The 26703-nt window shown below is 57.9% G+C and carries 27 protein-coding genes; 13 read left to right on the top strand and 14 right to left on the bottom strand.

Annotated elements, in window-relative coordinates; translation table 11 throughout:
- Positions 1 to 29 precede the first annotated feature (29 nt).
- The 4 genes from N6G83_RS03990 to cmoB all read left to right on the top strand — a co-directional run bounded on the left by N6G83_RS03990 (position 30) and on the right by cmoB (position 3157).
- The gene (locus N6G83_RS03990; RefSeq protein WP_260515560.1) at positions 30 to 845 is read left to right on the top strand and encodes a DUF72 domain-containing protein; all 816 of its coding nucleotides are present in this window, start codon (positions 30 to 32) and stop codon (positions 843 to 845) included.
- A 102-nt stretch (positions 846 to 947) separates the two neighbouring features.
- Positions 948 to 1343 (top strand): MAPEG family protein, encoded by a 396-nt coding sequence (locus N6G83_RS03985; protein ID WP_004932387.1) that lies wholly within the window; start codon positions 948 to 950, stop codon positions 1341 to 1343.
- 102 nt (positions 1344 to 1445) lie between these two features.
- The gene (gene cmoA / locus N6G83_RS03980; RefSeq protein ID WP_260514746.1) at positions 1446 to 2189 is read left to right on the top strand and encodes a carboxy-S-adenosyl-L-methionine synthase CmoA; all 744 of its coding nucleotides are present in this window, start codon (positions 1446 to 1448) and stop codon (positions 2187 to 2189) included.
- Positions 2186 to 3157 (top strand): tRNA 5-methoxyuridine(34)/uridine 5-oxyacetic acid(34) synthase CmoB, encoded by a 972-nt coding sequence (gene cmoB, locus N6G83_RS03975; protein WP_197770681.1) that lies wholly within the window; start codon positions 2186 to 2188, stop codon positions 3155 to 3157. Before cmoA ends, cmoB begins: the two co-directional genes overlap by 4 nt.
- Before the next feature lie 36 nt (positions 3158 to 3193).
- Here cmoB and N6G83_RS03970 read toward each other — a convergent pair whose 3' ends face one another.
- Together N6G83_RS03970 and N6G83_RS03965 are read right to left on the bottom strand one after the other, a co-directional pair.
- The gene (locus N6G83_RS03970) at positions 3194 to 5155 is read right to left on the bottom strand and encodes an FKBP-type peptidyl-prolyl cis-trans isomerase N-terminal domain-containing protein (RefSeq protein ID WP_260514744.1); all 1962 of its coding nucleotides are present in this window, start codon (positions 5153 to 5155) and stop codon (positions 3194 to 3196) included.
- Positions 5152 to 5556 carry a hypothetical protein gene (locus tag N6G83_RS03965; RefSeq protein WP_025303133.1) on the bottom strand — a complete coding sequence of 135 codons (405 nt, stop codon included), beginning with the start codon at positions 5554 to 5556 and terminating at the stop codon, positions 5152 to 5154. Before N6G83_RS03965 ends, N6G83_RS03970 begins: the two co-directional genes overlap by 4 nt.
- A gap of 437 nt (positions 5557 to 5993) precedes the next feature.
- On the opposite strand from N6G83_RS03965, the gene N6G83_RS03960 reads away from it, so the two are divergent.
- A complete protein-coding gene (locus tag N6G83_RS03960) occupies positions 5994 to 7814 on the top strand; it encodes a hypothetical protein (RefSeq protein ID WP_060447816.1) in 1821 nt (606 codons plus the stop codon).
- Between the two features lie 136 nt (positions 7815 to 7950).
- On the opposite strand, the gene cutC is transcribed toward N6G83_RS03960, so the two are convergent.
- On the bottom strand, positions 7951 to 8709 hold the full coding sequence (gene cutC, locus N6G83_RS03955) for a copper homeostasis protein CutC (RefSeq protein ID WP_260514742.1): 759 nt from the start codon (positions 8707 to 8709) through the stop codon (positions 7951 to 7953).
- A gap of 101 nt (positions 8710 to 8810) precedes the next feature.
- Here cutC and N6G83_RS03950 point away from each other — a divergent pair, with 101 nt between their 5' ends.
- Positions 8811 to 9959, top strand: a complete 1149-nt coding sequence (locus tag N6G83_RS03950; protein WP_089195964.1) for a MalY/PatB family protein — start codon at positions 8811 to 8813, stop codon at positions 9957 to 9959.
- Here the strand turns inward: N6G83_RS03950 and N6G83_RS03945 are convergent.
- Positions 9956 to 10522, bottom strand: coding sequence for a VOC family protein (locus tag N6G83_RS03945; protein ID WP_025303137.1), 567 nt, complete (start codon positions 10520 to 10522; stop codon positions 9956 to 9958). The two genes, N6G83_RS03950 and N6G83_RS03945, sit on opposite strands and share 4 nt — an antisense overlap.
- A gap of 829 nt (positions 10523 to 11351) precedes the next feature.
- On the opposite strand from N6G83_RS03945, the gene argS reads away from it, so the two are divergent.
- On the top strand, positions 11352 to 13082 hold the full coding sequence (gene argS, locus N6G83_RS03940) for an arginine--tRNA ligase (protein WP_025303138.1): 1731 nt from the start codon (positions 11352 to 11354) through the stop codon (positions 13080 to 13082).
- Positions 13083 to 13143: 61 nt separating this feature from the next.
- On the opposite strand, the gene murJ is transcribed toward argS, so the two are convergent.
- The 4 genes from murJ to rimJ all read right to left on the bottom strand — a co-directional run bounded on the left by murJ (position 13144) and on the right by rimJ (position 16940).
- Positions 13144 to 14679 (bottom strand): murein biosynthesis integral membrane protein MurJ, encoded by a 1536-nt coding sequence (gene murJ / locus N6G83_RS03935; protein ID WP_043143599.1) that lies wholly within the window; start codon positions 14677 to 14679, stop codon positions 13144 to 13146.
- Between the two features lie 106 nt (positions 14680 to 14785).
- Positions 14786 to 15706, bottom strand: coding sequence for a Gfo/Idh/MocA family protein (locus tag N6G83_RS03930; RefSeq protein ID WP_142590303.1), 921 nt, complete (start codon positions 15704 to 15706; stop codon positions 14786 to 14788).
- Positions 15699 to 16346: a YceH family protein gene (locus N6G83_RS03925; RefSeq protein ID WP_043143596.1), complete on the bottom strand. Its 648-nt coding sequence runs from the start codon at positions 16344 to 16346 to the stop codon at positions 15699 to 15701. The genes N6G83_RS03930 and N6G83_RS03925 overlap by 8 nt, the downstream gene beginning before the upstream one ends.
- Before the next feature lie 9 nt (positions 16347 to 16355).
- Positions 16356 to 16940, bottom strand: coding sequence for a ribosomal protein S5-alanine N-acetyltransferase (rimJ, locus tag N6G83_RS03920; RefSeq protein ID WP_025303142.1), 585 nt, complete (start codon positions 16938 to 16940; stop codon positions 16356 to 16358).
- Positions 16941 to 17287: 347 nt separating this feature from the next.
- Here rimJ and mdtH point away from each other — a divergent pair, with 347 nt between their 5' ends.
- The 5 genes from mdtH (at position 17288) to N6G83_RS03895 (ending at position 21981) form a co-directional block, all read left to right on the top strand.
- Entirely contained in the window at positions 17288 to 18493 is a 1206-nt protein-coding gene (gene mdtH, locus N6G83_RS03915) for a multidrug efflux MFS transporter MdtH (RefSeq protein ID WP_197824048.1), read from the top strand.
- Between the two features lie 73 nt (positions 18494 to 18566).
- Positions 18567 to 18815, top strand: coding sequence for a hypothetical protein (locus N6G83_RS03910; RefSeq protein WP_197824049.1), 249 nt, complete (start codon positions 18567 to 18569; stop codon positions 18813 to 18815).
- A gap of 127 nt (positions 18816 to 18942) precedes the next feature.
- Complete coding sequence (gene grxB / locus N6G83_RS03905) at positions 18943 to 19590, top strand: glutaredoxin 2 (protein ID WP_197824050.1); 648 nt, start codon at positions 18943 to 18945, stop codon at positions 19588 to 19590.
- A 34-nt stretch (positions 19591 to 19624) separates the two neighbouring features.
- Positions 19625 to 21265: an AarF/ABC1/UbiB kinase family protein gene (locus tag N6G83_RS03900; RefSeq protein WP_260514738.1), complete on the top strand. Its 1641-nt coding sequence runs from the start codon at positions 19625 to 19627 to the stop codon at positions 21263 to 21265.
- 152 nt (positions 21266 to 21417) lie between these two features.
- Positions 21418 to 21981, top strand: a complete 564-nt coding sequence (locus N6G83_RS03895) for a lipoprotein (RefSeq protein WP_025303147.1) — start codon at positions 21418 to 21420, stop codon at positions 21979 to 21981.
- Between the two features lie 56 nt (positions 21982 to 22037).
- On the opposite strand, the gene yebF is transcribed toward N6G83_RS03895, so the two are convergent.
- The 5 genes from yebF to cspC form a co-directional block, all read right to left on the bottom strand.
- Positions 22038 to 22397 (bottom strand): protein YebF, encoded by a 360-nt coding sequence (gene yebF, locus N6G83_RS03890; protein WP_025303148.1) that lies wholly within the window; start codon positions 22395 to 22397, stop codon positions 22038 to 22040.
- 70 nt (positions 22398 to 22467) lie between these two features.
- A complete protein-coding gene (yqfB, locus tag N6G83_RS03885; protein ID WP_004927562.1) occupies positions 22468 to 22776 on the bottom strand; it encodes a N(4)-acetylcytidine aminohydrolase in 309 nt (102 codons plus the stop codon).
- A 39-nt stretch (positions 22777 to 22815) separates the two neighbouring features.
- On the bottom strand, positions 22816 to 23139 hold the full coding sequence (locus tag N6G83_RS03880; protein ID WP_025303149.1) for a YebG family protein: 324 nt from the start codon (positions 23137 to 23139) through the stop codon (positions 22816 to 22818).
- 88 nt (positions 23140 to 23227) lie between these two features.
- Positions 23228 to 24610, bottom strand: coding sequence for an ATP-dependent RNA helicase DbpA (gene dbpA / locus N6G83_RS03875; protein WP_043143580.1), 1383 nt, complete (start codon positions 24608 to 24610; stop codon positions 23228 to 23230).
- Positions 24611 to 24757: 147 nt separating this feature from the next.
- A complete protein-coding gene (gene cspC, locus N6G83_RS03870; RefSeq protein WP_004927572.1) occupies positions 24758 to 24967 on the bottom strand; it encodes a cold shock-like protein CspC in 210 nt (69 codons plus the stop codon).
- A gap of 246 nt (positions 24968 to 25213) precedes the next feature.
- Between cspC and purT the strand changes: the two genes are divergently transcribed.
- Complete coding sequence (gene purT / locus N6G83_RS03865; protein ID WP_173889469.1) at positions 25214 to 26392, top strand: formate-dependent phosphoribosylglycinamide formyltransferase; 1179 nt, start codon at positions 25214 to 25216, stop codon at positions 26390 to 26392.
- Between the two features lie 34 nt (positions 26393 to 26426).
- Here purT and N6G83_RS03860 read toward each other — a convergent pair whose 3' ends face one another.
- Positions 26427 to 26666, bottom strand: coding sequence for a YoaH family protein (locus N6G83_RS03860; protein ID WP_025303152.1), 240 nt, complete (start codon positions 26664 to 26666; stop codon positions 26427 to 26429).
- Between the last annotated feature and the right edge of the window lie 37 nt (positions 26667 to 26703).

Genomic DNA, 26703 nt, shown 5'->3' with positions numbered 1-26703 from the left:
AAGGATAAGTAAAGGAAGACGACGCCGTGATCTACATCGGACTGCCCCAGTGGCAACATTCAGCCTGGAATCGTATCGGGCTGCGTGACTTGGCGGATTACAGCCGCTACTTCAACTGCGTGGAAGGCAATACCACCTTCTACGCGCTGCCGAAGCTGGAAATCGTGCAACGCTGGCGCGACATGACCGGCGACGATTTTCGCTTCTGCTTCAAATTCCCGTCGGACATCAGCCATAAGGCCGCCCTGCGCAACTGCGCCGCCGAGCTGCAGGCGTTTTACCACTGCCTGAGCCCGGTGCATCAACGCATCGGGCAATTGTGGCTGCAGTTGCCCGCCGCCTTCGGCCCCGACGAGCTGCCGCGCATGTGGCAGTTCTTCGAAAGCCTGCCGCAGGAATTCACCTACGGCGTCGAAGTGCGTCATCCGGCATTTTTCGCCAAAGGCGAGGAAGAGCGCGCGTTGAATCAGGGGCTGCATCAGCGCGGCATCAATCGGGTGATCCTCGACAGCCGCCCGGTGCATCACGCCGCCCCCCATACCGCCGCCGTGCGCGATGCCCAGCAGAAAAAACCGAAGCTGCCGGTGCACGCTCTGGTCACCGCCGACCAACCGCTGGTGCGCTTTATCGGCGGCGACCAATTGGCCGACAACCTGCGCTGGTTCGAAGCCTGGCAGCAAAAACTGCCGCTGTGGCAGCAACAACATCAACCGTATCTGTTTATTCATACGCCGGACAACGGCGATTCACCCCAGCAAGCGCAAAAAATTTGGCAGCAGTTGCGCCGAGCGATCCCCGATTTGCCTGCGCCGCCGGACTGGCCAGAGCAAGATGCACTGTTTTGACCTATTAATCTGACCAATAACATCAAATATTTCCCCGCGACAGTGAATACAATGACGGCTATGATGCTGGCTGCCAGTTTTGGTTAGGGAACGGAGTTAAAAATGGTAAGCGCGCTTTATGTAGTGCTCGGCGCATTGTTGTTGATCAAACTCTCTTATGACGTAGTCAGATTAAGGATGCAGTACCGCGTAGCCTACGGCGACGGCGGTTTTTACGAATTGCAGACCGCCATCCGCGTGCATGGCAACGCCGTTGAATACATTCCTATCGCTGCCGTATTGCTGGTGATCATGGAGATGAACGGCGCGGAAATCTGGATGATTCACCTTTGCGGCCTGATGCTGATGGCCGGGCGACTGGTGCATTACTACGGTTTGCGCAACCGCGAGGTTCGCTGGCGTCGTTCAGGCATGGCCGCGACCTATATCTCTTTGTTGTTGATGGTTCTGGCAAATATCTTCTATCTGCCCTGGGATCTAATTTTCAGCCTGCATTGATCCCGTTTTATCATCAGGCGGCCGCGCCGCCTGCTTCCGCTCCGCTTTTTTACGCTTTTCTGTTAGACTACGCAGCTTCGAATTCTGAACTGATTTGCCGCTATGCCAAACCGCGATACCCTTTTCTCCGCCCCCATCGCCAAACTGGGCGACTGGACCTTCGACGAACGCGTCGCCGAAGTGTTTCCCGACATGATCCAACGCTCCGTTCCCGGCTATTCCAACATCATCTCGATGATCGGCATGCTAGCCGAACGCTTTGTGCAACCCGACAGCCGGGTGTATGACTTGGGCTGCTCGCTGGGCGCGGCGACGCTGTCGATGCGGCGGAATATCAAGGTGCCAGGCTGCACTATCATCGCCGTCGACAATTCGCCGGCGATGGTGGAACGTTGCCGCCGCCATATCGACGCCTTCCGCGCCGACACGCCGGTCGACATCATCGAAGCCGACATTTGCGACATCGACATCGAAAACGCCTCGATGGTGGTGCTGAACTTTACGCTGCAGTTCCTCGAGCCGGCCGATCGCCTGCGTCTGCTGGAGAAAATCTATCGCGGCCTGCGCCCAGGCGGCGCACTGGTGCTGTCGGAGAAATTCAGCTTTGAAGACGCCGAAGTCGGCGAACTGCTGTTCAACATGCATCACGATTTCAAACGCGCTAACGGGTACAGCGAGCTGGAGATCAGCCAAAAACGCAGCATGCTGGAAAATGTGATGCTCACCGACTCGGTAGAAGCGCACAAAGCGCGACTGCAACAGGCCGGGTTCGAGCATGCCGAAGTGTGGTTCCAGTGCTTCAACTTCGGTTCGCTGATCGCCCTGAAAGCGGGAGAGGCACAATGATTGAGTTCGGTGATTTCTATCAGCATATTGCCAAGAGTCCCCTCAGCCATTGGTTGGATACCCTGCCCGCGCAGCTCAGCGCCTGGCAACGTGAATCGCTGCACGGCAAATTCAAACAGTGGTTCAACTCGGTAGAACATTTGCCGACGCTGACCCCAACCCGCCTCGATCTGCTGCACGGCGTGCGCGCCGAAATGGAGCCCGGCCTGTCGCCGGGCCAGCTCGAAGGCATCGAGAAAATGCTGCGCACCCTGATGCCGTGGCGTAAAGGGCCGTTCTCGCTGTATGGCATCGATATCGATACCGAATGGCATTCCGACTGGAAGTGGGATCGCGTGCTGCCGCACATTTCTCCGCTGGCCGGCCGCACCATTCTCGACGTTGGCTGCGGCAGTGGTTATCACCTGTGGCGCATGATCGGCGCCGGTGCCCACTTCGCCGTAGGCATCGATCCCATGCAGCTGTTCCTATGCCAGTTCGAAGCGGTGCGCAAACTGTTGGGCGGCGATCAGCGCGCCCACCTGCTGCCGCTCGGCATCGAGCAGTTGCCAGATTTGGCGGCGTTCGACACCGTGTTCTCGATGGGGGTGCTGTATCACCGCCGCTCGCCGCTTGATCATCTGTATCAGCTGAAAAATCAGCTGGTGGCTGAAGGTGAACTGGTGCTGGAAACGTTGGTTGTGGAAGGCGATCGCCACCAGGTGCTGGTGCCGGGCGATCGTTATGCGCAGATGCGCAACGTGTATTTCATCCCTTCCGCCGAAGCGCTGAAATGCTGGCTGGAGAAGTGTGGCTTCGTCGACGTGAAGATCGCCGATATGTGTGTCACCAGCCTCGAGGAGCAGCGCCGCACCGACTGGATGACCAGCGAGTCGCTGGCCGACTTCCTCGATCCGAACGATCGCAGCAAAACGGTCGAAGGCTATCCGGCGCCCCTGCGCGCCGTACTGACCGCCAAAAAACCCTAGTACTCGCTAATCGGGCCGGCCTGCGCCGGCCCGAATTCACCCGTTACTGACATCGACAATTCGCAGCTCATAGACCATCGTCGCGTTCGGCGGGATCTGCGGCGCATAGCCGGTTTCACCGTACGCCAACGCCGGCGGCACCACCATCGTCAGCGAGCCGTGATTTTTCAGGTGGCCGATCGCCTCGCGGAACAACGGCGGATAGGCGGAGAGCGGCTGGGACATCACCTTCCCACTGCGATCCATATCCTGAATCACGCGACCGTCGGTTAAACTTTCTTTCACCACGATGTCCACCCGCGCGTTTTCCTTAATGGCCTCATCACCCGCATAATCGATGCGATACCAGAAACCGGCAGGCGACTTCTGCGTACCCTTCTTCTTTTTAAACTCAGCGACGAACGCCTCACCCTTGCTGGTCTGCGTCTTCGCCGCCTGGTTTCTGGCGTCATTTACCGCTTTTTCCGACTCCGCCAGTGCGCTGGTCAACTGCGCATCGCTCAACTGGTAATGGCCGCTGAAGGTATCGATCACGCCCGCCAGCAGCACGGTTTTGTCGGGCGTGATACCCCAATTTTTACGTTCCGCCAGCATCGTTTGAATATCGCGCCCCAAAGCGACACCGGCGGCGTAGCTCTGTTGCTCCGGCTTTTTCTTGAGCGTCTGACTCTCCGGCAGCCATTTAGCCCGCGATCTCAGCCCATCCAGTTCCTCGCGCAAGGCTTGCTGTGCCTGTTGCGCGGCCGCCAGCTCCGTCGCCGTTTTATCCGCCTGTTGCGCCGCTTTATTCCGTAGCTGCACTGTCTGCGCGTTTTCCGTCGTCAGCGCCGCCAGACGCTGTTCCAGCGCCTTAGCCTGCTCGGTTTGCGTTTTGTTTTTTCCCTGCAGCGTTGCCAACTGCTGCTGAAGTTCAGCCGTCGCTTTGGCGGCCTCGGCCTTTTGCTGCGCCAGCGCCGTCTTCAGGTTTTGCTCTTGTTGCTCAGCCTGTTGGCGTTGACCATCACGCTCTTTCTGCAGCTGAGTCAGCTGCTGCTGAAGTTCAGCCGCAGCCTTGGCGGCTTCGACCTTTTGCTGCGCCAGCGCCGTCTTCAGGCTTTTTTCTTGCCGCTCGGCCTGTTGGCGTACGATATCCCTCTCTTTTTGCACCTGCGCCAGCTGCTGCTGAAGTTCACCCGCAGCCTTGGCGGTTTCGGCCTTTTGCTGCGCCAGCGTCGTCTTCAGGCTTTGCTCTTGCTGCCCCCCCTGCTGCCGTTGATCCACCTGCTCTTTTTGCAGTTTCGCCAGCTGCTGCTGCAGTTCGCCCGTCAGCCTGGCAGCCTCGGCCTTCTGCTGTTCCAGCTCAGCGGCGGCCGCTTTTTTATCCTGCTCATAACGTTGGCGCGCTTTATCGTGGGCGGTCTGCACCGCGGCCAATTTCTCCTGCCAGGCGTTATCCGCCTGGCCAGGCAGCACCGCCAGCCGTTGTTCCAGCAAGGCAATACGCCGATCGCGCTCCGCGGTTTGTTGCTTTTGCCGCGCTAACGCCGCTTGCGTTTCGGCGATCTGCGCCTGAGCCTTACGCTCCTGCGGCGTCAGGTTCAGCGCCTGCCGCACGCCGCTGGCGAAGTTGCTCAACGCGCTCAGATCGGGCGCCGGTGACGGTTTGTCGGCAGCCGTCAGGGTGGACGCGACGCGCAACGCGGTCAGCTCCTGCTGCAGTGATTGAATTACCGCCTGCTGTTGCTCCAATCGGGCCTCTTTCTCGCGCAGCGCCTTTTGCCACTGCGCCAGCTGCTTCTTATGCGCCGCCGTCTCACGCGTTTGAACCGGCCGGGATGCTGACTTTTGTGGGGCTTGGGATTGAGTGACTGCGGTATCCGCTGCCGGTGCATCTTGCCGCTGATAGCGCTCGGCAAACTGCAATAACGCCGGCACGTCGTCATCCGCAGCGACCACCGCCGGCGCAAACGCCAACGCTATCATCAGGCTCAGTAGCGCCTTTCTCGCACGGAGAGTCATTGGGCGCGTTCTCCGCGCTCAGCCAGGCCGGTCATCATGGCAGAACTGATGTCTGCGCACAGACGGCTGGTGCGATAACGATACAGGGCGTCAACGGTTTCCTGCGTGCCCGTGTTGACCCGCTGGCGTACCCCGGCATACTGCGCCGCGCCGCCCATCAAAGTATCGAACTCGCGTTTGAATTTTTGGTATTTTTCGTTATCCATACCGCGCATGGCATCCAGTTCGCGCTGGCACTGCTGCATGCGCTCAGCTTCACGCTGCCGTTTGTCTTGCTCGGCAACTTCTTCCGCGCTGGGCGGCTTACTTAATGTAGAAACAGGCCGCTTGGCGGTCTGGCAGCCGGTCAGGGCCAACGTCAGCAAAAGCGCAGCGGTCAAACAGTGTGCCGTTCGGGTCATTATCGTTATCTCCTTGTAAAGTCCGCCGTCGGCGTGCTCTGTGGCTGCGCCGACGGCTCTCCTCAATTGATGCTGTGATGTTCCGGCCATAAAACCGGCGGTGAGCAGGTATAAAATGCAGACGCGATAATGAGCGGCAGAGCGCAAATCATTCACCACGCAAATAAATACCAAAAAATCATTTAATATCATGATATTTAAAGGATTTTAACTCACAAATTTATCAGCAGGGCATAGCGAGCGCAAGAAGAGATGGGGCCGCCGACCGAATAACAGCGTTGAAACGGTGCTGCGTCTTTACAAGGTACCAGGCCAATCCATGCTCCACTTTCCGCGGCCTGAACTTCACGCTGTATCAGCACCCAGCAAACCTCATCGACTTTTTGAAACGTCCAGCCTGATTGAGAATAGTGTTGCCAACCAACAGGAGAAATTTCATGAACAATATGATTAGTGTTAATAACATCAGTGAATTGCGTAATCTGACGCCAGTTACAGATGACCAGATTGTCTTTTTAGTTTCTCACACCGCTGGACACTTCACCGGAGGCGGCGAATTCTATTATGCGAAAACGGATACAACCAGTGCGGACAATAACGGTACCGTGGTGGTTACAACGGGAGGAGCGCGCTGGAAACGACTGGATCAGAAACTGACTTTCGATCACTTCGGTGCCGATCCTAGTGGCACTTCCGCCTCTGACGCAGCAATCAGCGCGACATTAAACTATGCCGCGAGTTTAAAAAACAAAGTGGTCTATGCTTCGGAAAATGCTCAATATCTGCTGACCAGCACTCAACCTATCAACGTCGCAAATGGCGTCACAGTCAGAGGATCCCGCCGCGGTATTGCTCAAGGCCCTGCAAGTCTTACAAACAATGGCCCTAATCGGGCAGGCCTTGCTGACGATAGTGCTTTCATCATCAAAAAGCCGGCAGGTACGGTTTGTTTCGCCTGCGATAAGAACGTTGTCTTTGATGGGTGGTCGTTCCTCTATCCAGATCAGAAATATACTGCCACCCAGCCGGAGGCGTTTGTTCCATACGGAGCCACCATTACCGCAACCGGCGCTCTGTCAGTCGCCAACTGCCGTTATGTAGGCGCCTATGATTTTGTTGAAGCTCGTGGAGAAGCCAACAGCTTTGAGAATATCTACGGTTGGGCAGTACGCTGCGACTACAGGGTTTATGAAAGCAGGGACATCAACAGATTTACCAATGTTCACGTCAATGCCAACGTCGTGCGCCCGACAGAAAACGCGGTGACTGCCTCTATCGCCGTAGCCGGTTCTTGTGCTTTCAATCTCGATCGCCACGACAATACGTTTATGGTGAATGTGTTCTCTTATGGCAAAAAGATCTTTATCAAAACTACAACACAAGGAACCTCCTATTTAGGCGGCCTTAGCCTGAGCAATTTCATGGCAGACAGAAATGGTACCGGAATTGATATCGACTCGGATTCCTCCGCCAATATTCAAATCGCCAACGGTTCTTATATTAATGACTATGGTGATACCGTTGGAGGGTTCCTGGTATTAAGAAAGTCTACTGGCCAATCAAATATCACCCCAGTGCAAATCAGCAATGTTAACTTCGCTACCGCTAATGGACCGAAGGGTTCACTCTCCCCTCAGGCCATTCGCTTCGAAGCGAACGGCGGGTATCAACTTTCATTCAGCAACACCGTCATGCCAATGTGGACGAACGGCAGTCTGAACAATGAAGCGGGTTACAACATTCTTAGAGGCACACTGAGCATTGCGCAACGCAGCTATCAGCTACATGCGGCTCCGCTAAATTGTTTGACGAACAGCAACATGATCGCCATCGGTGCTGACAAACAGCCTGTTGGCTGGTTTATTGACGGGAATCTGACGGCGGATAGCAATATCCTGACCGCCAATGGAGACAACCCGGCTTATAAAGGTTTGGGTCAACGTATTCATCGGAGCATGGGATTGAGAACATTCTGGGCCATCGCATCCTCTATCGGCGATCAATCTACCGCGCAAGCTTCGACTGGCATTTGGGCCCGCTCGTACAACGATAATTATACCGACACTGTCGAGAGCAATGAAGCGATTCCCTGGATACGCATCGGCAACCTCTACTACGCGCGTTTTGTCATGAACAACAATCGCACTATCCACGATATCCTGGTCAATCCCGGAAGTGGCAATAATGCGGTGCGCGTTTTAAACTGCGGCATTACTCCGGGCGAAGTCTTCAACTTCTCGCCCGATGCACAGCACTAATCATCTCATCCGCAAAATAAAAAAAGCCCCGGCAAAACGCCGGGGCCTGGTACTTGCGTGATCGCCGAGGGCTCGGTGACACGCAAAGGGGTCTTACGGCCCGGAAACCGGTTATCAAACACGGTTAGCTGCGTGTTTATGCGCTTTGCGCCAGGGGATCAACCAAGGCCAGCGCGTTTTTCATCGCCTCCACCATTTCGCCATCCACGCAATAATGGCTAAATTCGTCAAACTCGTTATCGGAGCACATGGTGACACCCGCCTTGCGATAACGCATGGTCGACGGCGCTAGATGGCCGGAAGAGCTGTGCAGTTCATGCAGGCCGATATCGACGAACTTGTGCAGATTGCTGAGGCGCACACCGGCACCCGCCATGATCACCGGGCCCTGGCTGGCCTGATGCAAATCACGCAGCAACGGCAGGCCAAGTTCGGCGCTCTGCTGTTGGCCGGAGGTCAGAATGCGCGCCACGCCCAGCTCAGTCAGTTGCTCCAGCGCCACCATCGGATTCTGGCACATGTCGAACGCGCGGTGGAACGTCACCGCCATCCCCTCGCACAGCCTCATCACTTCGCGCATGCGCGGCAGATCGATGTGCCCTTCTTCGTCCAACATGCCTACCACTACGCCGGGGAATCCCATCTCGCGGATGTGGCGGATATCTTGCTTGATCACCTCGAAATCCACCGCGCCGTAGCAAAAATCACCACCGCGAGGGCGAACGATCGGATGCACCGGGATCGCAACCCGCTCGCGCGCCAGACGCAGCGTGCCATAGCTCGGCGTCAATCCCCCTTCGCTCTGGCTGGCGCACAACTCGATGCGATCGGCGCCCGCCCGTTCGGCCGTCAGCGCACAGTCGACGCTAAAGCAACAAACTTCCAGTTTTATCATTGTCACCCCCAGATAACGGCCAACATACGGCGGCAATTGTTCATTTCTTCATTTCTCACGTAGGCTCATGCATAGGCATAAACCGGTTCAGGGTTGTAACTATGGCATTCAATTTTGATCAATGGGTAGACCGCAGTCACAGTGACAGCGTTAAGTGGGATAAATATCGCGGCCGCGACATCCTCCCGCTTTGGGTCGCCGACAGCGATTTCGCCTCGCCGCCGGCGGTGATAGAAGCCTTGCAGCGGCGCGTAGCGCACGGCGTATTCGGCTACACCCACCCATCCCCTGATCTTCTTGAGGTTTTTATCCGCCGCATGGTAGAGCGCTACGGTTGGCACATCAAGCCTGAATGGATCATTTTCCTGCCTGGGTTGGTGTGTGGCCTGAACCTGTGCGTGCGCGCCTGCACCGAAGAACATCAGAGCACGCTGGCTCCCTCTCCCATTTATCCGCCGTTTCGCAAAGCGGCCAAATTCGCGGGGCGTAAACACCTCTCGGTGCCGCTAACGGCGGCAGGCCAACGTTGGGTGCTGGATTTTTCCGCGATGCATGATCGGCTCAGCGGCAATGAGAAGCTCCTGCTGCTGTGCAACCCGCAAAATCCCGGAGGCACCGTTTATCGCCGGGATGAACTGTTGCAGCACCATCAGTTCGCTCGCGAGCACGATTTAATCGTCTGCTCCGATGAAATCCACTGCGAGCTGCTACTTGAACCCGGCGTGCGACACATCCCTTTCGCCACCCTGAATGAAGATGCGGCCCAACGCAGCGTGACGCTGATGTCACCGTCTAAGACATTCAATCTCGCCGGGCTCGGCGCCTCGATGGCGATCGTCCCCAACGAAGCGTTGAGACAAAAGCTGAAACGCGCACGCAGCGGCATTGTCCCGGAGGTTAATCTGCTGGCGCTGGTCGCCGCCCAGGCGGCCTATCAATACGGGCAACCCTGGCTGGATGAGCAGTTAATTTATCTGCGCGCCAATCGCGATCGGTTGACAGAGCGCATCAACGCTATGCCGGGATTGACGTTGTTACCGATCGAAGCCACCTATTTGGCCTGGATCGACTGCAGCGCTTTGCCGGTGGATAACCCGCATCAGTTCTTCGAGCGCGCAGGCGTTGGGTTAAGCGCCGGTTTGGATTTCGGCGATCGGCGCTTTGTACGGCTGAACTTCGGTTGCCGGCGGGCCCTGCTCAATGAAGCGCTCGATCGCATGGCGCAAGCCTGTGCGGCACTGGCTGGCTAGCCTTGTTCGCTGGCGACGATGTCTCTAATGGAATAAGGATGAAACTTGATCGTAACCGTTCCATCGGTGATGGCCAGCGTCGGGTTCGGCAGCCGTTCGCCTTCGCCTTTTGGCGAACTTTGCTTCAGCTTGATCCCCGGCGCCAACAACGCTTCATCAGCAAGGTGACTCAACGCCCGTGCATGCAGCGTCTGCGGATCGCCGCTGAGCACCAATTCGACATGTTCCCACCCTTCATGCGGATAGCGTTTCTCCCCGGGGTACGGCAGCTCGACGCAATCTATGCGCCACGGCCCCACGGCCAGCGGCTGCTGTAAATCAAACAAACAGATAGGCCGCCCGTTGATCATCGATTCGGACAGCAGTGTCCCACACTGCATCAATCCCTGGCGCCAGCGTTCGGCGGTAGCGTTCTGGTGACAACGCAGGGAGATGTGATCGGCGATAAAGGCAGACAGATCAAGCCGCAATCTGGCGGCAAATTGTTGCAACGCCTGCTCGAAACGCGGCAGGTCGAGCTTCAGATCGTCAAGCTCGGCAATGGCCTGCAAGGGAGTGGTCATAGGAACCTCAAAACAACGGAGCACAAAGTTAAACGCCGTAATTTACACGGTGGCGACAGCGCTCGCCAGCGTTGAGAGGGTTTTCAGCAGTCATTCAGAATGATTTTCGGTTGCGTGCGGAGAGAGCAAAAAACCAACTTTTTATTAAGAAGGCAGCTTATTAAGTCAACAGAAAAATAAAAATTAAGAATTTTCGCAAGCCATTATAACCCTTAATCATGACGTTATGATTTAAGTTATTTTTCACAAAACCATTCGTGATTCGCGGGTTAAACCGATTGAATCGCTTCATTTAATCACACTTTAGCCACTTATCAAATTCACAAAAAAACAACAATCAACCCATTGTAAACAAAGACAATAAAATTCAATAATTAATAAAAAACTAAGGATTATCTTAATTTAACCTCGGACAATTGATTCACCAGTACAACTCAGCTACTTTGGAGAAAATTTAAATTCGAGATGATCATTATGTTATTGCTGACGATTTCCTTGGTGTTGATAATTATCGCCGTATACGCCATCTACCGTCATTTTAAATCACGCCGCACCAACACGCTGGATGCCAGGCGTCACAATAAAAAGCGTTAGCCTCATAACTCTCCCCTCCGTACATTCTGGTCAGGTCATTCTGCTTTTCACCTTCAGGCATTCTACGCGCCGCACCCGACAACTGTTTCATCGCAGCGGCCGCGCCAACTGCTGACGGGCTCCGTCAGATCGGTTACAATTGCAGGCTGTTTTGTGGAGGTCGCCCGTCGCGCCCGCCACCGTTGAATCCCGCAGGGGCTGGCTTCAGCTCCTCGTTCGTCATTAAGGTAACCCGGTGAATATTCAGGTTCTTCTTTCAGATAAAGTCAGCCAGGCGCTGATCGCCGCTGGTGCGCCAGCCGATTGCGAAGCGCAGGTCCGCCCTTCCGCCAAGGCGCAGTTTGGTGATTACCAGGCCAACGGCGTGATGTCAGTCGCCAAAAAGCTGGGCATGCCGCCCCGTCAGCTGGCGGAAAAAGTGGTGCAACTGCTGGATCTCGGCGATGTCGCCAGTAAAGTGGAAATCGCCGGTCCCGGCTTTATCAACATTTTCCTGAACAGCGACTGGGTCGCCCGCCAGGCCGACCAGGTGCTGAATGCACCGAAGCTGGGCATTGCCCCGGTTGAACCGCAAACCATCGTTATCGACTACTCTGCGCCGAACGTGGCGAAAGAGATGCACGTCGGCCATCTGCGCTCCACCATCATCGGCGACGCCGCGGCACGTACCCAGGAGTTTCTGGGCCACAAAGTGATCCGCGCCAACCACGTCGGCGACTGGGGCACCCAGTTCGGCATGCTGATTGCCTACCTGGAAAAAATGCAGAATGAAAACGCCAGCGATATGGGCCTGTCCGATCTCGAGCAGTTTTACCGCGAAGCCAAGAAACATTACGACGAAGACGCCGAGTTCGCCGAGCGCGCGCGCGCTTACGTCGTGAAGCTACAGGGCGGCGATCAGTACTGCCTGAAAATGTGGCGCAAGCTGGTCGACATCACCATGGCGCAAAACCAGCTGACCTATAACCGCCTGAACGTCACGCTGACCGAAGACGACGTGATGGGCGAAAGCCTGTATAACGCGATGCTGCCGGGCATCGTCGCCGATCTGAAAGCCAAAGGGCTGGCGGTGGAAAGCGAAGGCGCCACCGTGGTGTTCCTCGACGAATACAAGAACAAGGACGGCGACCCGATGGGCGTCATCATCCAGAAAAAGGATGGCGGCTACCTCTACACCACCACCGATATCGCCTGCGCCAAATATCGCTACGAGACCCTGGGCGCCAACCGCGTGCTGTATTACATCGACTCCCGCCAGCATCAGCACCTGATGCAGGCCTGGACCATCGTGCGCAAAGCCGGTTACGTGCCTGAGTCCGTCTCGCTGGAACACCACATGTTCGGCATGATGCTGGGCAAAGACGGCAAGCCGTTCAAAACCCGCTCAGGCGGCACCGTGAAGCTCTCCGATCTGCTGGATGAGGCCATCGAACGCGCCGAACAGCTGATCGCCGGCAAAAACCCGGACATGCCGGAAGAGGAAATGAAGACCGTGGCCCGCGTGGTCGGCATCGGCGCGGTGAAATACGCCGATCTGTCGAAAAGCCGCACCACCGACTATGTTTTCGACTGGGATAACATGCTGGCCTTCGAAGGCAATACCGCGCCTTATATGCAATACGCCTATACCCGCGTGGCATCGGTATTCAAACGCGCCGGGATCGACGAAAGCAGCCTGACGCTGCCGCTGACACTGACCGAAGAGCGTGAAATTGCACTGGCCACTCGCCTGCTGCAGTTCGAAGAGGTGCTCACTACCGTTGCACGTGAAGGCACGCCGCACGTCATGTGCAGCTACCTGTACGATCTGGCGGGCTTGTTCTCCGGTTTCTACGAGCACTGCCAGATCCTCAACGCCGACAGCGAAGAAGCGCGTCAGAGCCGCCTGAAGCTGGCGCTGCTGACCTCTAAAACGCTGAAAACGGGTCTGGACACGCTCGGCATCGAAACCGTCGAACGTATGTAAACCGCACTGCGCGGAAAGCAAAAAGGTCGCCAAGGCGACCTTTTTTATTCTTGCATTCGACTCAGGCGACGCGGCGCGCAAAATCACGCGGGCGGAAACCCAACCCGGCCAGCACGCCGAAGTAGGCCACCACGCCGGCCACGACCACCGCCGCCAAGCGCAGCAAACGCTCCAGCATATTGCCCTGATCCCAGGCCGGCATCAGCCACATCACACCAATCAGCACCGCCGACATCACCAGCACGGCGATCACCAGCTTGGTGAGGAACAGTGCCCAACCCGGCTGTGGCTGGAAGATCTTCTGCTTGCGCAGCTGCCAATACAACAACGTGGCGTTCAGGCAGGCCGCCAAACCGATCGACAGCGCCAGACCGGCATGCTTCAGCGGACCAATAAACGCCAGGTTCATCACCTGTGTCATGATGAGCGTGATGATGGCGATCTTGACCGGCGTTTTAATGTCCTGCCGCGAATAGAAGCCTGGCGCCAACACTTTAACCACGATCAGCCCCATCAGCCCTACCGAGTACGCCACCAACGCGCGTTGCGTCATCGCTGCGTCAAAGGCGCTGAACTTGCCGTACTGGAATAACGAGACGGTCAACGGCTTGGCCAAAATACCCAGCGCGATGGCGCTCGGCAACGCCAGCAGGAAGCACAGGCGCAGCCCCCAATCCATCAGGCGCGAATACTCGTCGTGGTTGCCGCTTGAGAAGCTTTTGGCCAGCGACGGCAGCAGGATGGTGCCCAACGCCACGCCCAACACGCCGGACGGAAACTCCATCAGGCGGTCAGCGTAGTACATCCAGGACACCGAGCCGGACACCAGGAACGAAGCGAAAATGGTGTTGATGATCAGCGAGATTTGGCTGACCGACACCCCGAGGATCGCCGGCCCCATCTGGCGCATCACGCGCCAGACCCCGGCATCACCCAGTTTGAGGCGCGGCAATACCAGCATGCCGATCTTGCGCAGGTGCGGCAGCTGATAACCCAGCTGCAGCACGCCGCCCACCACCACCGCCCAGGCCAGCGCCAGCACCGGCGGGTGGAAATACGGGGCGGCGAACAGCGCGAAGCCGATCATGCTGACGTTAAGCAACGTGGGGGCAAAGGCCGGGATCGAGAAGCGGTTCCAGGTATTGAGAATAGCCCCCACCAGCGACGCCAGTGAGATCAACAAAATGTAGGGGAACGTGATGCGCAGCAGCGCCGAGGTCAACGCAAATTTGTCGGGCGTGTCGGTAAAGCCCGGCGCAGTAATGTAGATCACCCAGGGCGCGGCCAGCATCCCCAACACCGTCACCACCGCCAGCACCAGCGTCAACAGCCCGGAGACATAAGCGATAAAAGTGCGCGTCGCTTCTTCACCCTGCTGGCTCTTGTATTCGGCCAGGATCGGCACGAAGGCCTGCGAAAACGCGCCTTCGGCAAAGATACGGCGCAGCAGATTAGGGAGTTTGAACGCCACGAAGAAGGCGTCCGTTGCCATGCCGGCCCCGAACACGCGCGCGACGATCGCATCGCGGGCAAAGCCCAACACCCGCGAAAACATCGTCATCGAGCTGACGGCAGCCAAGGATTTGAGTAGGTTCATGTGGTTGTCTGATAGGTACCGTAAATATCAACGCCTGCAACAGCAGGCGTCAGTGAAACAATCGGCTCAGTTTACGCATCCGGAAAAGAATAGCTACCGCCATATGTTACATAGAGTTATCCCGCAGCAAACGCTCGACCACCCGCTGGGCGACCAGCGCCTGTTCGCCGCCGGTTTCCGGCGCGCTCTGGTTGGCGACGGCATCAAGGAAATGCCGTACCGCCCCGTCGAAGCCGCGTTGCACCAGCGTGCTTTGCCAACCCGGCACCGGCTGTTCCAACTCACCCTGTACATCTTCACGCAGCCAGTGGCGCATATCGGTCAACTGATACAGCGCGCCGTCGGTCACCGCCTGCACGCTTTCGCGCTGGCTGCCACCGCGGCGATGCATACTGGTCGTCACCTGCGTGTCGCCGCAGGCGAAGTGGTGCTCGGCGTACAGCATTTCGCCTGCGGCGCTGGCCCGTAAGCTGCCGCTCAACAGTTGCTCGCGTCCGCCCGCCAGCCACAGCGCCGTGTCTACCACGTGCAGGTAATCATCCAATAGGGTAAAACGCAGATCGTGCGGACCGACGCTGTCCGCCCGATGTTTATCCATGCGAATGGAGGCCGGTTGATTCATTTGCTGCTTGAGCTGCCGGTAAAGCGGTGCGAAACGGCGGTTGAACCCCACCATCAGCGTTTTGCCCCGCCGCTCGGCCAACTCAAGCAGCTGCTCGCCCTGCTCCAGCGTTTCCGCCAGCGGCTTATCGACGTAAACGTGCACGCCGCGGTTTAGCAGCTCGCCAATGACCGAAAAATGGCTGGCGGTGCTGCTGTGCACAAAGACCGCGTCGCACTGTTCGGCCAGGCTGTCCAGCCGGGAGAAACAGGCCATGCGGTAGCTGTCGCACAGCGGCTGCGCTTTTTGCTGATTGGGCGAAAAACCGCCCACCAGCGTCCAATCCGCCGCTTGGCCGAGGATTGGCAGGTAAGCCTTCTGCGCGATACTGCCCAATCCCACCACGCCTACTCGTAATTTAGTCATTCGCATCCCTCGCCAACAGGTGTTGCAGCTGCCGTTTCAGCTCCGCCACTTCGTTTTCCAATGCGCTGACCCTGGCGCTTAGTTCGCTGTCTTCCTCGGATTCGAACGCCGCCGGCGGCGCTTCATCAATCTGGCCGCTGAACAGATGCATGAACCGGCTTTCGCGCTTGCCCGGCTCACGAGCCAGGCGCACCACGAACGGGCCATCTTCCCGCGTGGCCAGCTGTTGCAGCACCTGCTCGACCTCGCTGACATCGCTGAACTCGTGCATCCGATTGGTGCGGGTGCGTAGCTCGCCCGGTGTTTGCGCACCGCGCAGCAACAAAGCGGCGATCACCGCCAGTTCGGCGGGTGAAAGTTTCAGCTGGCCAAACTCGGAATTGCAAAACCGCTGCTCGTATTTCACTACCCGATTGCCGAATCCGCTGAGGGTGCGCAGGAAATGTTTGCGCAGCAACAGATCGAGGAGTTGCTGCACCTCACTCTCGCTCAGATCCATCACCGGCTCGCGGTTGGTCTTTTGGTTACAGGCCAGGGTAATGGCGTTAAGCGAAAGCGGGTATTGGTCCGGCGTCGTCACCTGTTTTTCCAACAGGCAGCCGATGACCCGGGCCTCTTTGGCGTTCAATTCATATTTCATCGTTTGGCCTCAACGTGGGGGGAGCCACTCTTTATTGGTGTATGCCGTCAAAACGTGGTCTTGCCACTGGCCGTCGATCAGCAGGTAATCCTTGGCGTAACCTTCGCGTTCGAATCCCAGACGCGTCAGCAATGCGCCGCTGCGCTGGTTGTGCGGCATATAGTTGGCCATGATGCGGTGCATGCGCTGTTGGCGCAGCATATAGCGGATGGCGGACTGCAAGGCTTCGAACATCAGCCCTTGCCCCTGCCATTTCTCCCCCAGCGAATAGCCGAGGAAACAGGCGTGAAACGAACCGCGCAACACGTTACTGAAGTTCGCCACACCGCGCACTTCCTGCTCTTCCGGATCGAGCAGGATAAAATAGTAGGCGCTGCCCTGCTTTTGCATTTCAGCGATCATCCCCAGGCGCGCCTGCCAGCCGGACGGATAACAGTGGCTTTCATCGCGCACCGGCTCCCAGGGTTTGAGAAAGGTCCGGTTCTCGGCATAATAGTCCGCCAGACGATAGGCGTCCCGTTCATGCACTAAACGGACCACCATCCGGTCGGTAGTAAGACGTACTTTTGGCGATGCAGAGCGGTAGCCGAACATCATTTCCCCCGCAGTCAAAACGGTTCGATAAGAAGTATTTATTGGGAAGCCGCATGGTTAATTATCCGGCGCCGATCTAATGCCATGACTTTATTTAGCCAATAGCGCCTCAGAACCGCACTTCCCTGCATTCAATATAACCGTAGCCCGCCCCCGAGGTAAAATCCCGGTCGCTCAGTAAATCGCCGAACACACGTTTTACGGCGTTTTTCCGCCCATTTTGCAGTGCAGGTAACACCTTGACGATAAAAAAATATTATCTACTCCGCCCCTGTCGCCGCCCGGCAATTGGGTAGAGAATGGTGGGGGTTGCCTTCCCCCTCTCTCTTAATTGCTCATGGTGATGCATGTCTCTGGTGTCGCAAGCGCGCAGCTTGGGTAAATATTTTCTGTTGCTCGACAACCTGCTGGTGGTTTTAGGCTTCTTTGTCGTGTTCCCGCTTATTTCGATCCGCTTTGTCGATCAATTAGGGTGGGCGGCGCTGATCGTCGGCATCGCGCTGGGTTTGCGTCAGCTGCTGCAACAAGGGCTCGGCATCTTTGGCGGCGCCATCGCCGATCGCTTCGGCGCCAAGCCGATGATCGTCACCGGCATGCTGCTGCGCGCCGCCGGTTTCGCTACCATGGCGATGGCCGATGAACCTTGGCTCCTGTGGTTCTCCTGCGCCCTGTCCGCCCTCGGCGGCACGTTATTCGATCCGCCGCGCACCGCTTTGGTAATCAAGTTGACCCGCCCGCATGAACGCGGCCGTTTTTTCTCGCTGCTGATGATGCAGGACAGCGCGGGGGCGGTGGTCGGCGCGCTGCTCGGCAGCTGGCTGCTGCAGTACGATTTCCACTTTGTCTGCTGGGTTGGGGCGGCGATCTTCGTGCTCGCCGCCGGCTGGAACGCCTGGCTACTGCCGGCTTACCGCATCTCTACCGTGCGTATACCGATGAAGGAAGGCATGTTGCGGGTACTGCGCGATCGCCGCTTCCTCACCTATGTCCTAACGCTGACCGGTTACTATATGCTGGCGGTACAGGTGATGCTGATGCTGCCGATCGTGGTCAACGAAATCGCCGGTTCACCGGCGGCAGTAAAATGGATGTATGCGATTGAAGCGGCGCTGTCATTGTCGCTGCTCTATCCGCTGGCGCGTTGGGGAGAAAAACACTTCCGGCTTGAGCAACGCCTGATGGCGGGCCTGTTGCTGATGACGCTCAGCCTGCTGCCGATTGGCCTCGCCACCAGCCTGCAGGGGGTGTTCACACTGATCTGCTGCTTCTATCTGGGATCGATTATCGCCGAGCCGGCGCGCGAAACGCTAAGCGCTTCGCTGGCGGATCCGCGTGCGCGCGGCAGCTATATGGGCTTCAGTCGCCTTGGCCTGGCGCTGGGTGGCGCGTTGGGTTACACCGGCGGCGGCTGGATGTACGATACCGGACGCACGATGAACATGCCGGAGCTGCCCTGGTTGCTGCTTGGGGCAGTAGGCTTCGCTACGCTGCTGGCGCTGTACTGGCAGTTCAGCCCACGACGCAGCGCCCCGATGATGCTGCGCGGCGGTTAACGCCATAGAAATCCGGCCGAATCGGCAACAGCTGCTATCCTGTTAGTAAAAACACCCACAGGAGCCCGTCGGCATGAGCGAAGAAGCAAAATTACCGCAACTACTCGAACATATGATACTGAACTTGCGCATGATTTATGCGCGGTCCACCCTGGTGGAAAAAGCACTGGCCCACATCCTCGCCAGCGACGCCGGCCTGAAGGACGATATTATCAAGCAGCTGCAGGTCGTCACCGCCGCCAATGAACGTGACAAAATCGACCTCGAAGAAGCTCGCATTCACCTGATCGATGTGCTCAACTCGGTACCGGCCAAGAAATAACGCCCTCTAGCCCGTGCCGGTGCGCGGGCAATATCGCAATAACGCACCATCCAACACACGCACGTCAAGACAGCCTCGATAAGCTGTGGTAACTATTGCTGTTAAAACCTGACAACCCGGAGCAAGCATGAAACTGTTCATTTACGATCATTGCCCATTCTGCGTTAAAGCCCGCATGATTTTCGGCCTGAAACGTTTGCCGATTCGCCTGGTCACGTTGCTCAACGACGATGAGACGACCCCGTTCAACCTGATCGGCCAAAAAATGGTGCCTATCCTGATTAAAGACAACGGTGAAGCGATGCCGGAAAGCCTGGATATCGTACGCTATGTCGATGGGCTGGACGGCAAGCCGGTCCTGGCCGGCCGCACCAACCCGGCTATCGCCGAATGGCTGCAGCGGGTCGGCGGTTACAGCGCAAAATTGCTGCTGCCGCGTATTGCGCATGCCGATTTCGAAGAGTTTGCCACCGCCAGTGCCCGCCAGTACTTTATCGATAAAAAACAGGCGTCAATCGGGGATTTCGCCGAGCATCTCGCCAACAGCGCCGATCTGATCGCCCAGTTGGAGGCCGATCTGCATACCCTGTCACCGCTGATCGTCTCCGCTGACGCGGTGAACGGCGAGCTGTCCGAGGACGACATTCACCTGTTCCCGCTGCTACGCTCGTTGTCGATCGTCGCCGGGGTTGCGCTGCCGGATAACGTGGAAGCCTACCGCAACCGCATGGCGCAGCGCAGCGAGGTGCCGTTGCTACTGGATATGGAACAATAACGTTCGAGAGTCACAAAAAGGACATGGCGTACTGATGTTGAAAATGGTGCTCGCCACCGCTCGCGATCGGGCGCGGCTGAAGGAAATTACCTCCGTTCTGATTCGTTATGGTCTGCAAGACGTTCTGCGCTTGCTGGGCCTGGGGGCATTGCTGCGCGGTGTCCGCGGCGAGCCCGCCCTGCAGGACGCACAGACCCTACCTGAACGGCTGCGGGAGGCGCTCGAGGCGCTGGGCCCCACCTTCGTCAAATTCGGTCAGATCCTGGCCACGCGTTCTGACCTCCTAGATCCGGCCTGGACCGACGAACTGGATCGCCTGCACAGCCAAGCGGCGGTATTGCCATGGGAGACACTGGCGCCGCAGATCGTTGCCGATCTGGGGGGCGAGCCCGAGCACCTGTTTGCCGAGTTCGATCGCACGCCGCTGGCGGCAGCGTCGATGGCGCAAATTTACCGCGCCCGCTTGCACAGCGGCGAACAGGTGGTGGTGAAAGTGCTGCGGCCCGGTCTGGCGAAAACCATCCACGCCGATCTGCGGCTGCTGGCCTCGCTGGCGGAAACCGTGGAGCAGCAGAGCCCCACGCTGGCACGCTATCGGCCGCGGCAGATGGTCCGAGCGCTGGCGACGGCGCTCAATCACGAGCTGGATTTGACTCACGAAGGGCATAACTGCGATCGCGTCGCCAAGATGTTTGCACGAGAACCCGACGTGGTCGTGCCGAAAATCTATTGGCAATGGTCGTCTCCGCGTCTGTTAGTGCAGGAATACTTGCCCGGTACCGCGCCGGAGAACCCTCAGCAATTGGCGGCGGCAGGCTTTGACGGCCCGCTGCTGGCGCAACGCGGCGCCCGCGCCTTTATGAGCATGGTGCTGGAGCATCGGCTGTATCACGCCGATCCCCACCCCGGCAACGTCATGGCGCTGAGCGGTGACCGCGTCGGTTTTATCGACTTCGGTATGGTGGGCCAGCTGTCCGAGCGGCGGCGCAACCAGTTGCTCCTGCTGCTGCAGGCCATCGCCGATCGCCAATCCGAAGGCATCGTTAACACGCTGATCGCCTGGTCGGACAGCGAACCGTTGGACCTGCTGGATCTGGAGTTGGCGGCGCAAAACTTTCTCGACAAACAGGCCGCCGCCACCCTGACGCTGGGTAAAGCCTTGACCGACCTGCTGGTGATGGCGCGTGAACACCAGCTGGCGCTGCCGCCCGATCTGGTGCTGCTGTTCAAGGCATTAATCACCGCCGACGGCGTACTGCACCGATTGGATCCGGCCTTCGACATCGTCGCCACGCTCAAGCCGATGTTGCAACAAACGGTGCTGCAGCGCTATGCCCCCGACGCCGTGCGCCAGCGGTTGTTGGCCCTGGGCGGGGAAGCGCTCGACGCCGGAGAGGAGCTGCCGCAAACCCTGCGGTTGTTGGTACGTCGCCTGAAGCGGGGGCAGCTCAATGCCGAGATCAACGTCAAGAACCTCGGCCAATTGAGCAAAGCGCTGGAACGCGCCGCCGTCACGCTGGCTATCGCCATCGTCACCGCCGCTTTTGCTCTGGGCCTGGCGCCTTATCTGATACATTCTTCGCTGCGGCTGTGGGGCATCCCGCTGTTCCCGCTGTTGGGGAGCGCGGCCTGCGTGGCCGGCGTAATTCTCTTGGCGCTACGATTGCGGCGCTGATGCTTTCGGCGTTGTCCGATAGGTCTCACCCGCTTTTGCGCGCACTATCCTTTGCACATCGCCGCCTGTCGTTTTCACGCGCAGGCGGAACGTTTATAATGATTAATCAATTATCTGCAGCACTTTTCGCCAGCAGTCGCAATGAGGCATTAATGAAGAAGATCCTGATGGGCGCAGCCGCCCTGCTGTTCGCCGGCGTATTGGCCGGTTGCAATCAACTGACCCAGTACACCCTGAGCGAGCAGGAAGTGAATGATTACCTGCAGAAACACAACGACTATCAGAAGCAGATCGGCGTGCCCGGCTTGGTGGACGCCAATATCGTGCTGACTCAGCTGCAAAGCCAAATCGGCCGCAGCGAACCGGGTAAAGTTACCCTTTCCGGCGACGCCAAGGTCAATATCACGTCGATTCTCGGCCCGCAGACCGCGGATCTGAAGCTGACGCTGAAGGCGCAGCCGGTTTACGACCGGGCGCAGGGCGCCATTTTCCTGAAGGACATGGAGCTGACTGATTACAGCGTGCAGCCGGAAAAAATGCAGACGGTAATGAAAGCGCTGACGCCGTATCTGAACCAGTCACTGAAGTCTTACTTCGACCAAAAGCCAGCTTATGTGCTAAATCCTGACAACAGCAAAACCGAAGCGCTGGCCAAAAAACTGGCGAAGGGGTTGGAAGTGAAGCCGGGTGAGTTGGTGATCCCGTTCAGCGACTGACCTCGTCTTGATGCATCAAGCCCGCCACCAGGCGGGCTTTTTATTGCAAAACAGTATTACTGCGGCGCGCTGTAGGCGATTTCGCCGGTGTTGCAGTTGAGCGTCACGTTGTAGGTTTTATCTGCCTTGGTGCCACGCACCGTTAACGGTACCTGCCACACCTGATCCTTGCCGCTGATGGCATCCGGGCTAACCCAGGCAATCGGCGTTGCGGTACCCAGCAGCTTTTTGTCCGCCTCCCAGCGCGTAATGCGGTTCTGCAAGAAGTCGCGCTTGACCTGGGCGGCGATATCCGCCGGCTGCAGGCCCGCACACTGCCCCACCTTGGCGGTGCGTTGCTCTTGATCCTGCGCCCACACCGCGGTTGATGCTCCCATCATGGCCAACAAGGCGATAGCCAAACCCATTTTTTTCATATGTCCTCCCGTTGTGATTAGCGCTATCCGGGCGCCCATCCCTGGCTCACAACAGGGTTTCGGCAAAGAGTTACCGTTTGACGAACTCGATGACAAACAGCGCATCCAGGCCCGGATAGATTTCCTTGATCACCTGCTTCAGTTCGCCGAGCGACATGTTTTCCTGCTGTGCGTGGCGTTCGGTCAGCGCATCCAGGCGCACCGGCGTTACCGACAGCACTTCGATAAAACAGAAAAAGACGCCGTCTTCATTGCGGCTTACGCGCAATACCTCGCCCGGTTCGAAGTGCGACTCACTGGCATCCCGAATGGTGATGGTTTTACGCCCGGCCAGAATGTCTTGCTCAAAGCGGCTGAAGAAAGTTATTTCACGGCTCATTTTAGATCCTTTTTCATCACAACACCGCAACATAAGTCATTATGCTGCTTGCTTTTCTGACGCAGATCCCTCTTTTGGGTTAGATGTCGCTTTTTTCGCTTTGCTTTCCGCCGGTTTTTTGAGGGTTTCCGCCGGCGAAGCGCCACGCAAAATCAGACCCAGCGCGTCCTTATTCTCCGCCAGGAAGAAGCTCAAGCCTTCGCGCTGTTCGTCATCCAGAGTCAGCGGCGCCTGCTGCAGCCACTCCCCGAGGTTGTCCGCCAGATCCAGCATTTTGTCGTAGGCGTCGGCTTCTTTCTTGCTCGCGAAAGTCATTTTTTCCTCACCGTTTCTCACCACCACATATTTAACTTCAACCGCCATGCGTGCGTCCTCAAATACTCAAATTACTGTTGTTATATACAGTATAAATAGATCGTGGCGGGAAGGCAAACCGCCGCCCGCCTTCGGCTTATTTCAGCAGCCGCACCTTGCAGCTTTTGCCTTTGATTTTGCCCTGCTGCAACTGCTGCAGCGCCTTGCGCGCGCTGGCTTTGCGGATCGCGACATAAGCATGCACCGGGAACATATCGATCTTGCCCACTTCCGCCGCTGTCAGCCCGGCATCACCGGTCAGCGCCCCGAGAATATCGCCGGGACGGATCTTCGCCTTGCGGCCGCCGTCGATGCACAGCGTCACCATTTCCGCCTCCAGCGAGCCGTTGGCCGCCCCGCTCAGCTCGGACACCGGCGACCAGTCGACGCTCATCTGCAGATAGTCTTCAATCGCGTGCGCACGCGCCATTTCCTGCGGCGTGCACAGGCTGATCGCCAACCCGCTCATGCCGGCGCGGCCGGTACGGCCAATACGGTGCACATGCACTTCGGGATCGAACGCCAGTTCGTAGTTGACCACCAGCTCCAGCTCTTTAATATCCAGCCCGCGTGCGGCAACGTCGGTCGCCACCAATACCCGGCAACTGCGGTTGGCGAAACGCACCAACACCTGGTCGCGGTCGCGCTGTTCCAGATCGCCATGCAGCGCCAGCGCGCTGATGCCGCGGGCCTCCAGGGCCTCAAGCACCGTCTGACAATCGCGTTTGGTATTGCAGAACACCACGCAGGACGCGGGTTGATGATAGCGAATAGCCGACACCAGGAGCGCCGGGCGCTGATCGCGCGTAGTCTCATAAAAGCGTTGTTCGATGGAGGCCTGCGCTTCTCCATCGTCCACCTCGACGCTCAGCGGCTGGCGTTGAACGCGCGCGCTGATGCGCTCGATGCCTGCCGGGTACGTGGCGGAAAACAGCAGCGTCTGACGTTGCGGCGGCGTATAGCTGATCACATCGTCGATGTCGTCGGCGAACCCCATATCCAGCATGCGATCGGCCTCATCCAGCACCAGCACCTTCAGCTCGTCCAACTGCAGCGTTTTCTTGCGCAGGTGTTCCTGGATACGGCCCGGCGTCCCCACCACGATGTGCGGCGCATGCACCAGCGAATCGAGCTGCGGCCCCATCGGCTGGCCGCCGCACAGCGTCAGGATCTTGATGTTTTGCGTAAAACGCGCCAGGCGACGCAGCTCTTTGCTCACCTGATCGGCCAGCTCGCGGGTGGGACAAAGCACCAGCGCCTGCGTGGCGACCTGACCGACGACGATACTGTTCAGCAGACCAATGCCGAAGGCCGCCGTTTTACCGCTGCCGGTTTTCGCCTTGGCGCGCACGTCCCGCCCTTGCAGGATGGCGGGCAATGCGGCGGCCTGTACCGGCGTCATTTCGGCGTACCCCAGTTCGTTGAGGTTGGCCAACTGTTCGGCTGGCAGCGGCAGGGAAGAAAAAGAAACTGTGCTCACGGCGATAACTCTTATATGACGAATGGAATGGCGGCGCGCCCGCAGGTTGGCGCCGAATCAGGGGTAAATGATAACAGAGATGGGCGGCGTTACGGGGTGCGGGCATAAAAAAACCCGCCGGCGGCGGGTTTCTTGGCAACGCAGTCGTTAAATCGCAACGACGTTGGCTGCAGCAGGGCCACGTTGGCTGTCCTGGATGGAGAATTCAACCTGCTGGCCTTCAGCCAGGGTTTTGAACCCATCGCTAACGATAGCGGAAAAATGAACGAAAACGTCTTTAGAACCGTCGGCAGGCGTGATGAAGCCGAAACCTTTGCTTTCGTTGAACCATTTAACGTGACCAGTGATCTTGCTCATTTGTGTTTCCTTTACTTGATAAACCTGCCTTAACGGCACGAGACGCGAAAACCCTGTGATATGTAGGCCTTCTTTCGCCGTCGGTTATTAACGCATAATCGCTCATGCAGGGCAAATATTTCTGTTTGTTATAAAAACAGTCAGTTAGCAACAAACCTGGCGCAGCGGCTGTGAACGCAATCGTTTTCGTATATACTGCCCGCCGATCATCAATCCGCTTACTTTCACCGATCCAGGTACGACACTATGTTAACGATTGGAACCGCCCTGCGCCCTTCCGCCACCCGCGTTATGTTGCTCGGCTCCGGGGAGCTGGGTAAAGAAGTCGCCATTGAATGCCAGCGCCTCGGTCTGGAAGTGATCGCCGTCGATCGCTATCCCGACGCCCCCGCCATGCATGTGGCGCACCGCAGCCACGTCATCAATATGCTGGATGGTGACGCGCTGAAAGCCGTTATCGAACAAGAGCGGCCTGACTATATCGTTCCCGAAATCGAAGCGATCGCCACTGCCATGCTGGTCGAGCTTGAACGCCAGGGCCACCGCGTGGTGCCCTGTGCCGAAGCCACCCGCCTGACGATGAACCGTGAAGGCATCCGCCGTCTGGCGGCGGAAGAGCTCGCTCTACCCACCTCAAGCTACCGCTTTGCCGACAGTGAAATCGCCTTCCGGCAGGCGGTCGAACACATCGGCTACCCGTGCATCGTCAAACCGGTGATGAGCTCCTCCGGCAAAGGCCAAAGCCTGATCCGCACGCCCGAACAGCTGCAAAGCGCCTGGGATTACGCCCAACAGGGTGGTCGTGCCGGTGGTGGCCGGGTGATCGTCGAAGGGCTGGTAAGATTTGATTTTGAAATTACGCTGCTGACCATCAGCGCCGTGGACGGCGTGCATTTCTGCGAGCCGATCGGGCACCGTCAGGAAGACGGAGATTATCGCGAATCCTGGCAGCCTCAGCGTATGTCGGCTACGGCGCTGAGCCGTGCTCAGGCTATCGCGGAGAAGGTGGTGAAAGCCCTGGGTGGCTTCGGCCTGTTCGGCGTGGAGCTGTTCGTCTGCGGCGACGACGTGATCTTCAGCGAAGTGTCGCCACGCCCGCACGATACCGGCATGGTCACAATGATTTCACAGGATCTGTCTGAGTTCGCCCTGCACGTGCGCGCGTTTCTCGGTTTGCCGATCGGCGCTATCCGCCAGTTCGGCCCTTCCGCTTCGGCGGTGATCCTGCCACAGCTCACCAGCACCGATGTGCGCTTCAGCGGATTGGAAAACGCGCTGCGCGGGCACAACCAGCTGCGTCTGTTCGGCAAGCCGGAAATCGCCGGCCAGCGCCGCCTGGGTGTAGCGCTGGCGACGGCGGACACCACGGAACAGGCGGTGGAACAAGCGAAACAGGCCGCCACCGCAGTGGTGGTCAACGGTTGACACTCACGGGGCCGCTTGCGCGGCCTCGATAACATCAATAGTCTTCGTCTTCTTCAGCATCGTCATCCCGCGACGCCTCCGGTGCGGCATCCTGCTGCTCGTCTTCGTCATCGAACAGCACCGCAACCTGAGCGCCCTGATGCTGCTCACGAATTTCCTGCGCAACGCGAGCAATGGCCTCACCGCTGCTCATGCCCTGTTCCATCAGCTGATGGATGCGATCCGCCGCTTCCTGCTGCTCCGCGTGGCTCAGTAATGGCATACCTGCATGCATGTGTCGTTCTCTCCGGCAAAAGGGAGAGCGAGTATAC

The sequence above is a fragment of the Serratia sp. PL7 genome, from assembly GCF_945957435.1.
Note: the sequence above shows the minus strand (reverse complement) of the source record. Positions and strands in the feature narration are given on the sequence as shown.

What these genes read in the sequence shown, in the direction of transcription:
- N6G83_RS03900 (WP_260514738.1), top strand. Translation starts at nt 19,625, where the DNA reads ATGTTGAAAATGGTGCTCGCCACCGCTCGCGATCGGGCGCGGCTGAAG.
- cutC (WP_260514742.1), bottom strand. Translation starts at nt 8,709, where the DNA reads ATGATAAAACTGGAAGTTTGTTGCTTTAGCGTCGACTGTGCGCTGACG.
- cmoB (WP_197770681.1), top strand. Translation starts at nt 2,186, where the DNA reads ATGATTGAGTTCGGTGATTTCTATCAGCATATTGCCAAGAGTCCCCTC.
- purT (WP_173889469.1), top strand. Translation starts at nt 25,214, where the DNA reads ATGTTAACGATTGGAACCGCCCTGCGCCCTTCCGCCACCCGCGTTATG.
- N6G83_RS03985 (WP_004932387.1), top strand. Translation starts at nt 948, where the DNA reads ATGGTAAGCGCGCTTTATGTAGTGCTCGGCGCATTGTTGTTGATCAAA.
- N6G83_RS03965 (WP_025303133.1), bottom strand. Translation starts at nt 5,556, where the DNA reads ATGACCCGAACGGCACACTGTTTGACCGCTGCGCTTTTGCTGACGTTG.
- cspC (WP_004927572.1), bottom strand. Translation starts at nt 24,967, where the DNA reads ATGAGCAAGATCACTGGTCACGTTAAATGGTTCAACGAAAGCAAAGGT.
- rimJ (WP_025303142.1), bottom strand. Translation starts at nt 16,940, where the DNA reads ATGTTCGGCTACCGCTCTGCATCGCCAAAAGTACGTCTTACTACCGAC.
- N6G83_RS03970 (WP_260514744.1), bottom strand. Translation starts at nt 5,155, where the DNA reads ATGACTCTCCGTGCGAGAAAGGCGCTACTGAGCCTGATGATAGCGTTG.
- N6G83_RS03960 (WP_060447816.1), top strand. Translation starts at nt 5,994, where the DNA reads ATGAACAATATGATTAGTGTTAATAACATCAGTGAATTGCGTAATCTG.
- grxB (WP_197824050.1), top strand. Translation starts at nt 18,943, where the DNA reads ATGAAACTGTTCATTTACGATCATTGCCCATTCTGCGTTAAAGCCCGC.
- N6G83_RS03895 (WP_025303147.1), top strand. Translation starts at nt 21,418, where the DNA reads ATGAAGAAGATCCTGATGGGCGCAGCCGCCCTGCTGTTCGCCGGCGTA.
- cmoA (WP_260514746.1), top strand. Translation starts at nt 1,446, where the DNA reads ATGCCAAACCGCGATACCCTTTTCTCCGCCCCCATCGCCAAACTGGGC.
- N6G83_RS03930 (WP_142590303.1), bottom strand. Translation starts at nt 15,706, where the DNA reads ATGACTAAATTACGAGTAGGCGTGGTGGGATTGGGCAGTATCGCGCAG.
- N6G83_RS03860 (WP_025303152.1), bottom strand. Translation starts at nt 26,666, where the DNA reads ATGCATGCAGGTATGCCATTACTGAGCCACGCGGAGCAGCAGGAAGCG.
- murJ (WP_043143599.1), bottom strand. Translation starts at nt 14,679, where the DNA reads ATGAACCTACTCAAATCCTTGGCTGCCGTCAGCTCGATGACGATGTTT.
- N6G83_RS03910 (WP_197824049.1), top strand. Translation starts at nt 18,567, where the DNA reads ATGAGCGAAGAAGCAAAATTACCGCAACTACTCGAACATATGATACTG.
- N6G83_RS03950 (WP_089195964.1), top strand. Translation starts at nt 8,811, where the DNA reads ATGGCATTCAATTTTGATCAATGGGTAGACCGCAGTCACAGTGACAGC.
- N6G83_RS03945 (WP_025303137.1), bottom strand. Translation starts at nt 10,522, where the DNA reads ATGACCACTCCCTTGCAGGCCATTGCCGAGCTTGACGATCTGAAGCTC.
- yebF (WP_025303148.1), bottom strand. Translation starts at nt 22,397, where the DNA reads ATGAAAAAAATGGGTTTGGCTATCGCCTTGTTGGCCATGATGGGAGCA.
- yqfB (WP_004927562.1), bottom strand. Translation starts at nt 22,776, where the DNA reads ATGAGCCGTGAAATAACTTTCTTCAGCCGCTTTGAGCAAGACATTCTG.
- N6G83_RS03880 (WP_025303149.1), bottom strand. Translation starts at nt 23,139, where the DNA reads ATGGCGGTTGAAGTTAAATATGTGGTGGTGAGAAACGGTGAGGAAAAA.
- mdtH (WP_197824048.1), top strand. Translation starts at nt 17,288, where the DNA reads ATGTCTCTGGTGTCGCAAGCGCGCAGCTTGGGTAAATATTTTCTGTTG.
- N6G83_RS03925 (WP_043143596.1), bottom strand. Translation starts at nt 16,346, where the DNA reads ATGAAATATGAATTGAACGCCAAAGAGGCCCGGGTCATCGGCTGCCTG.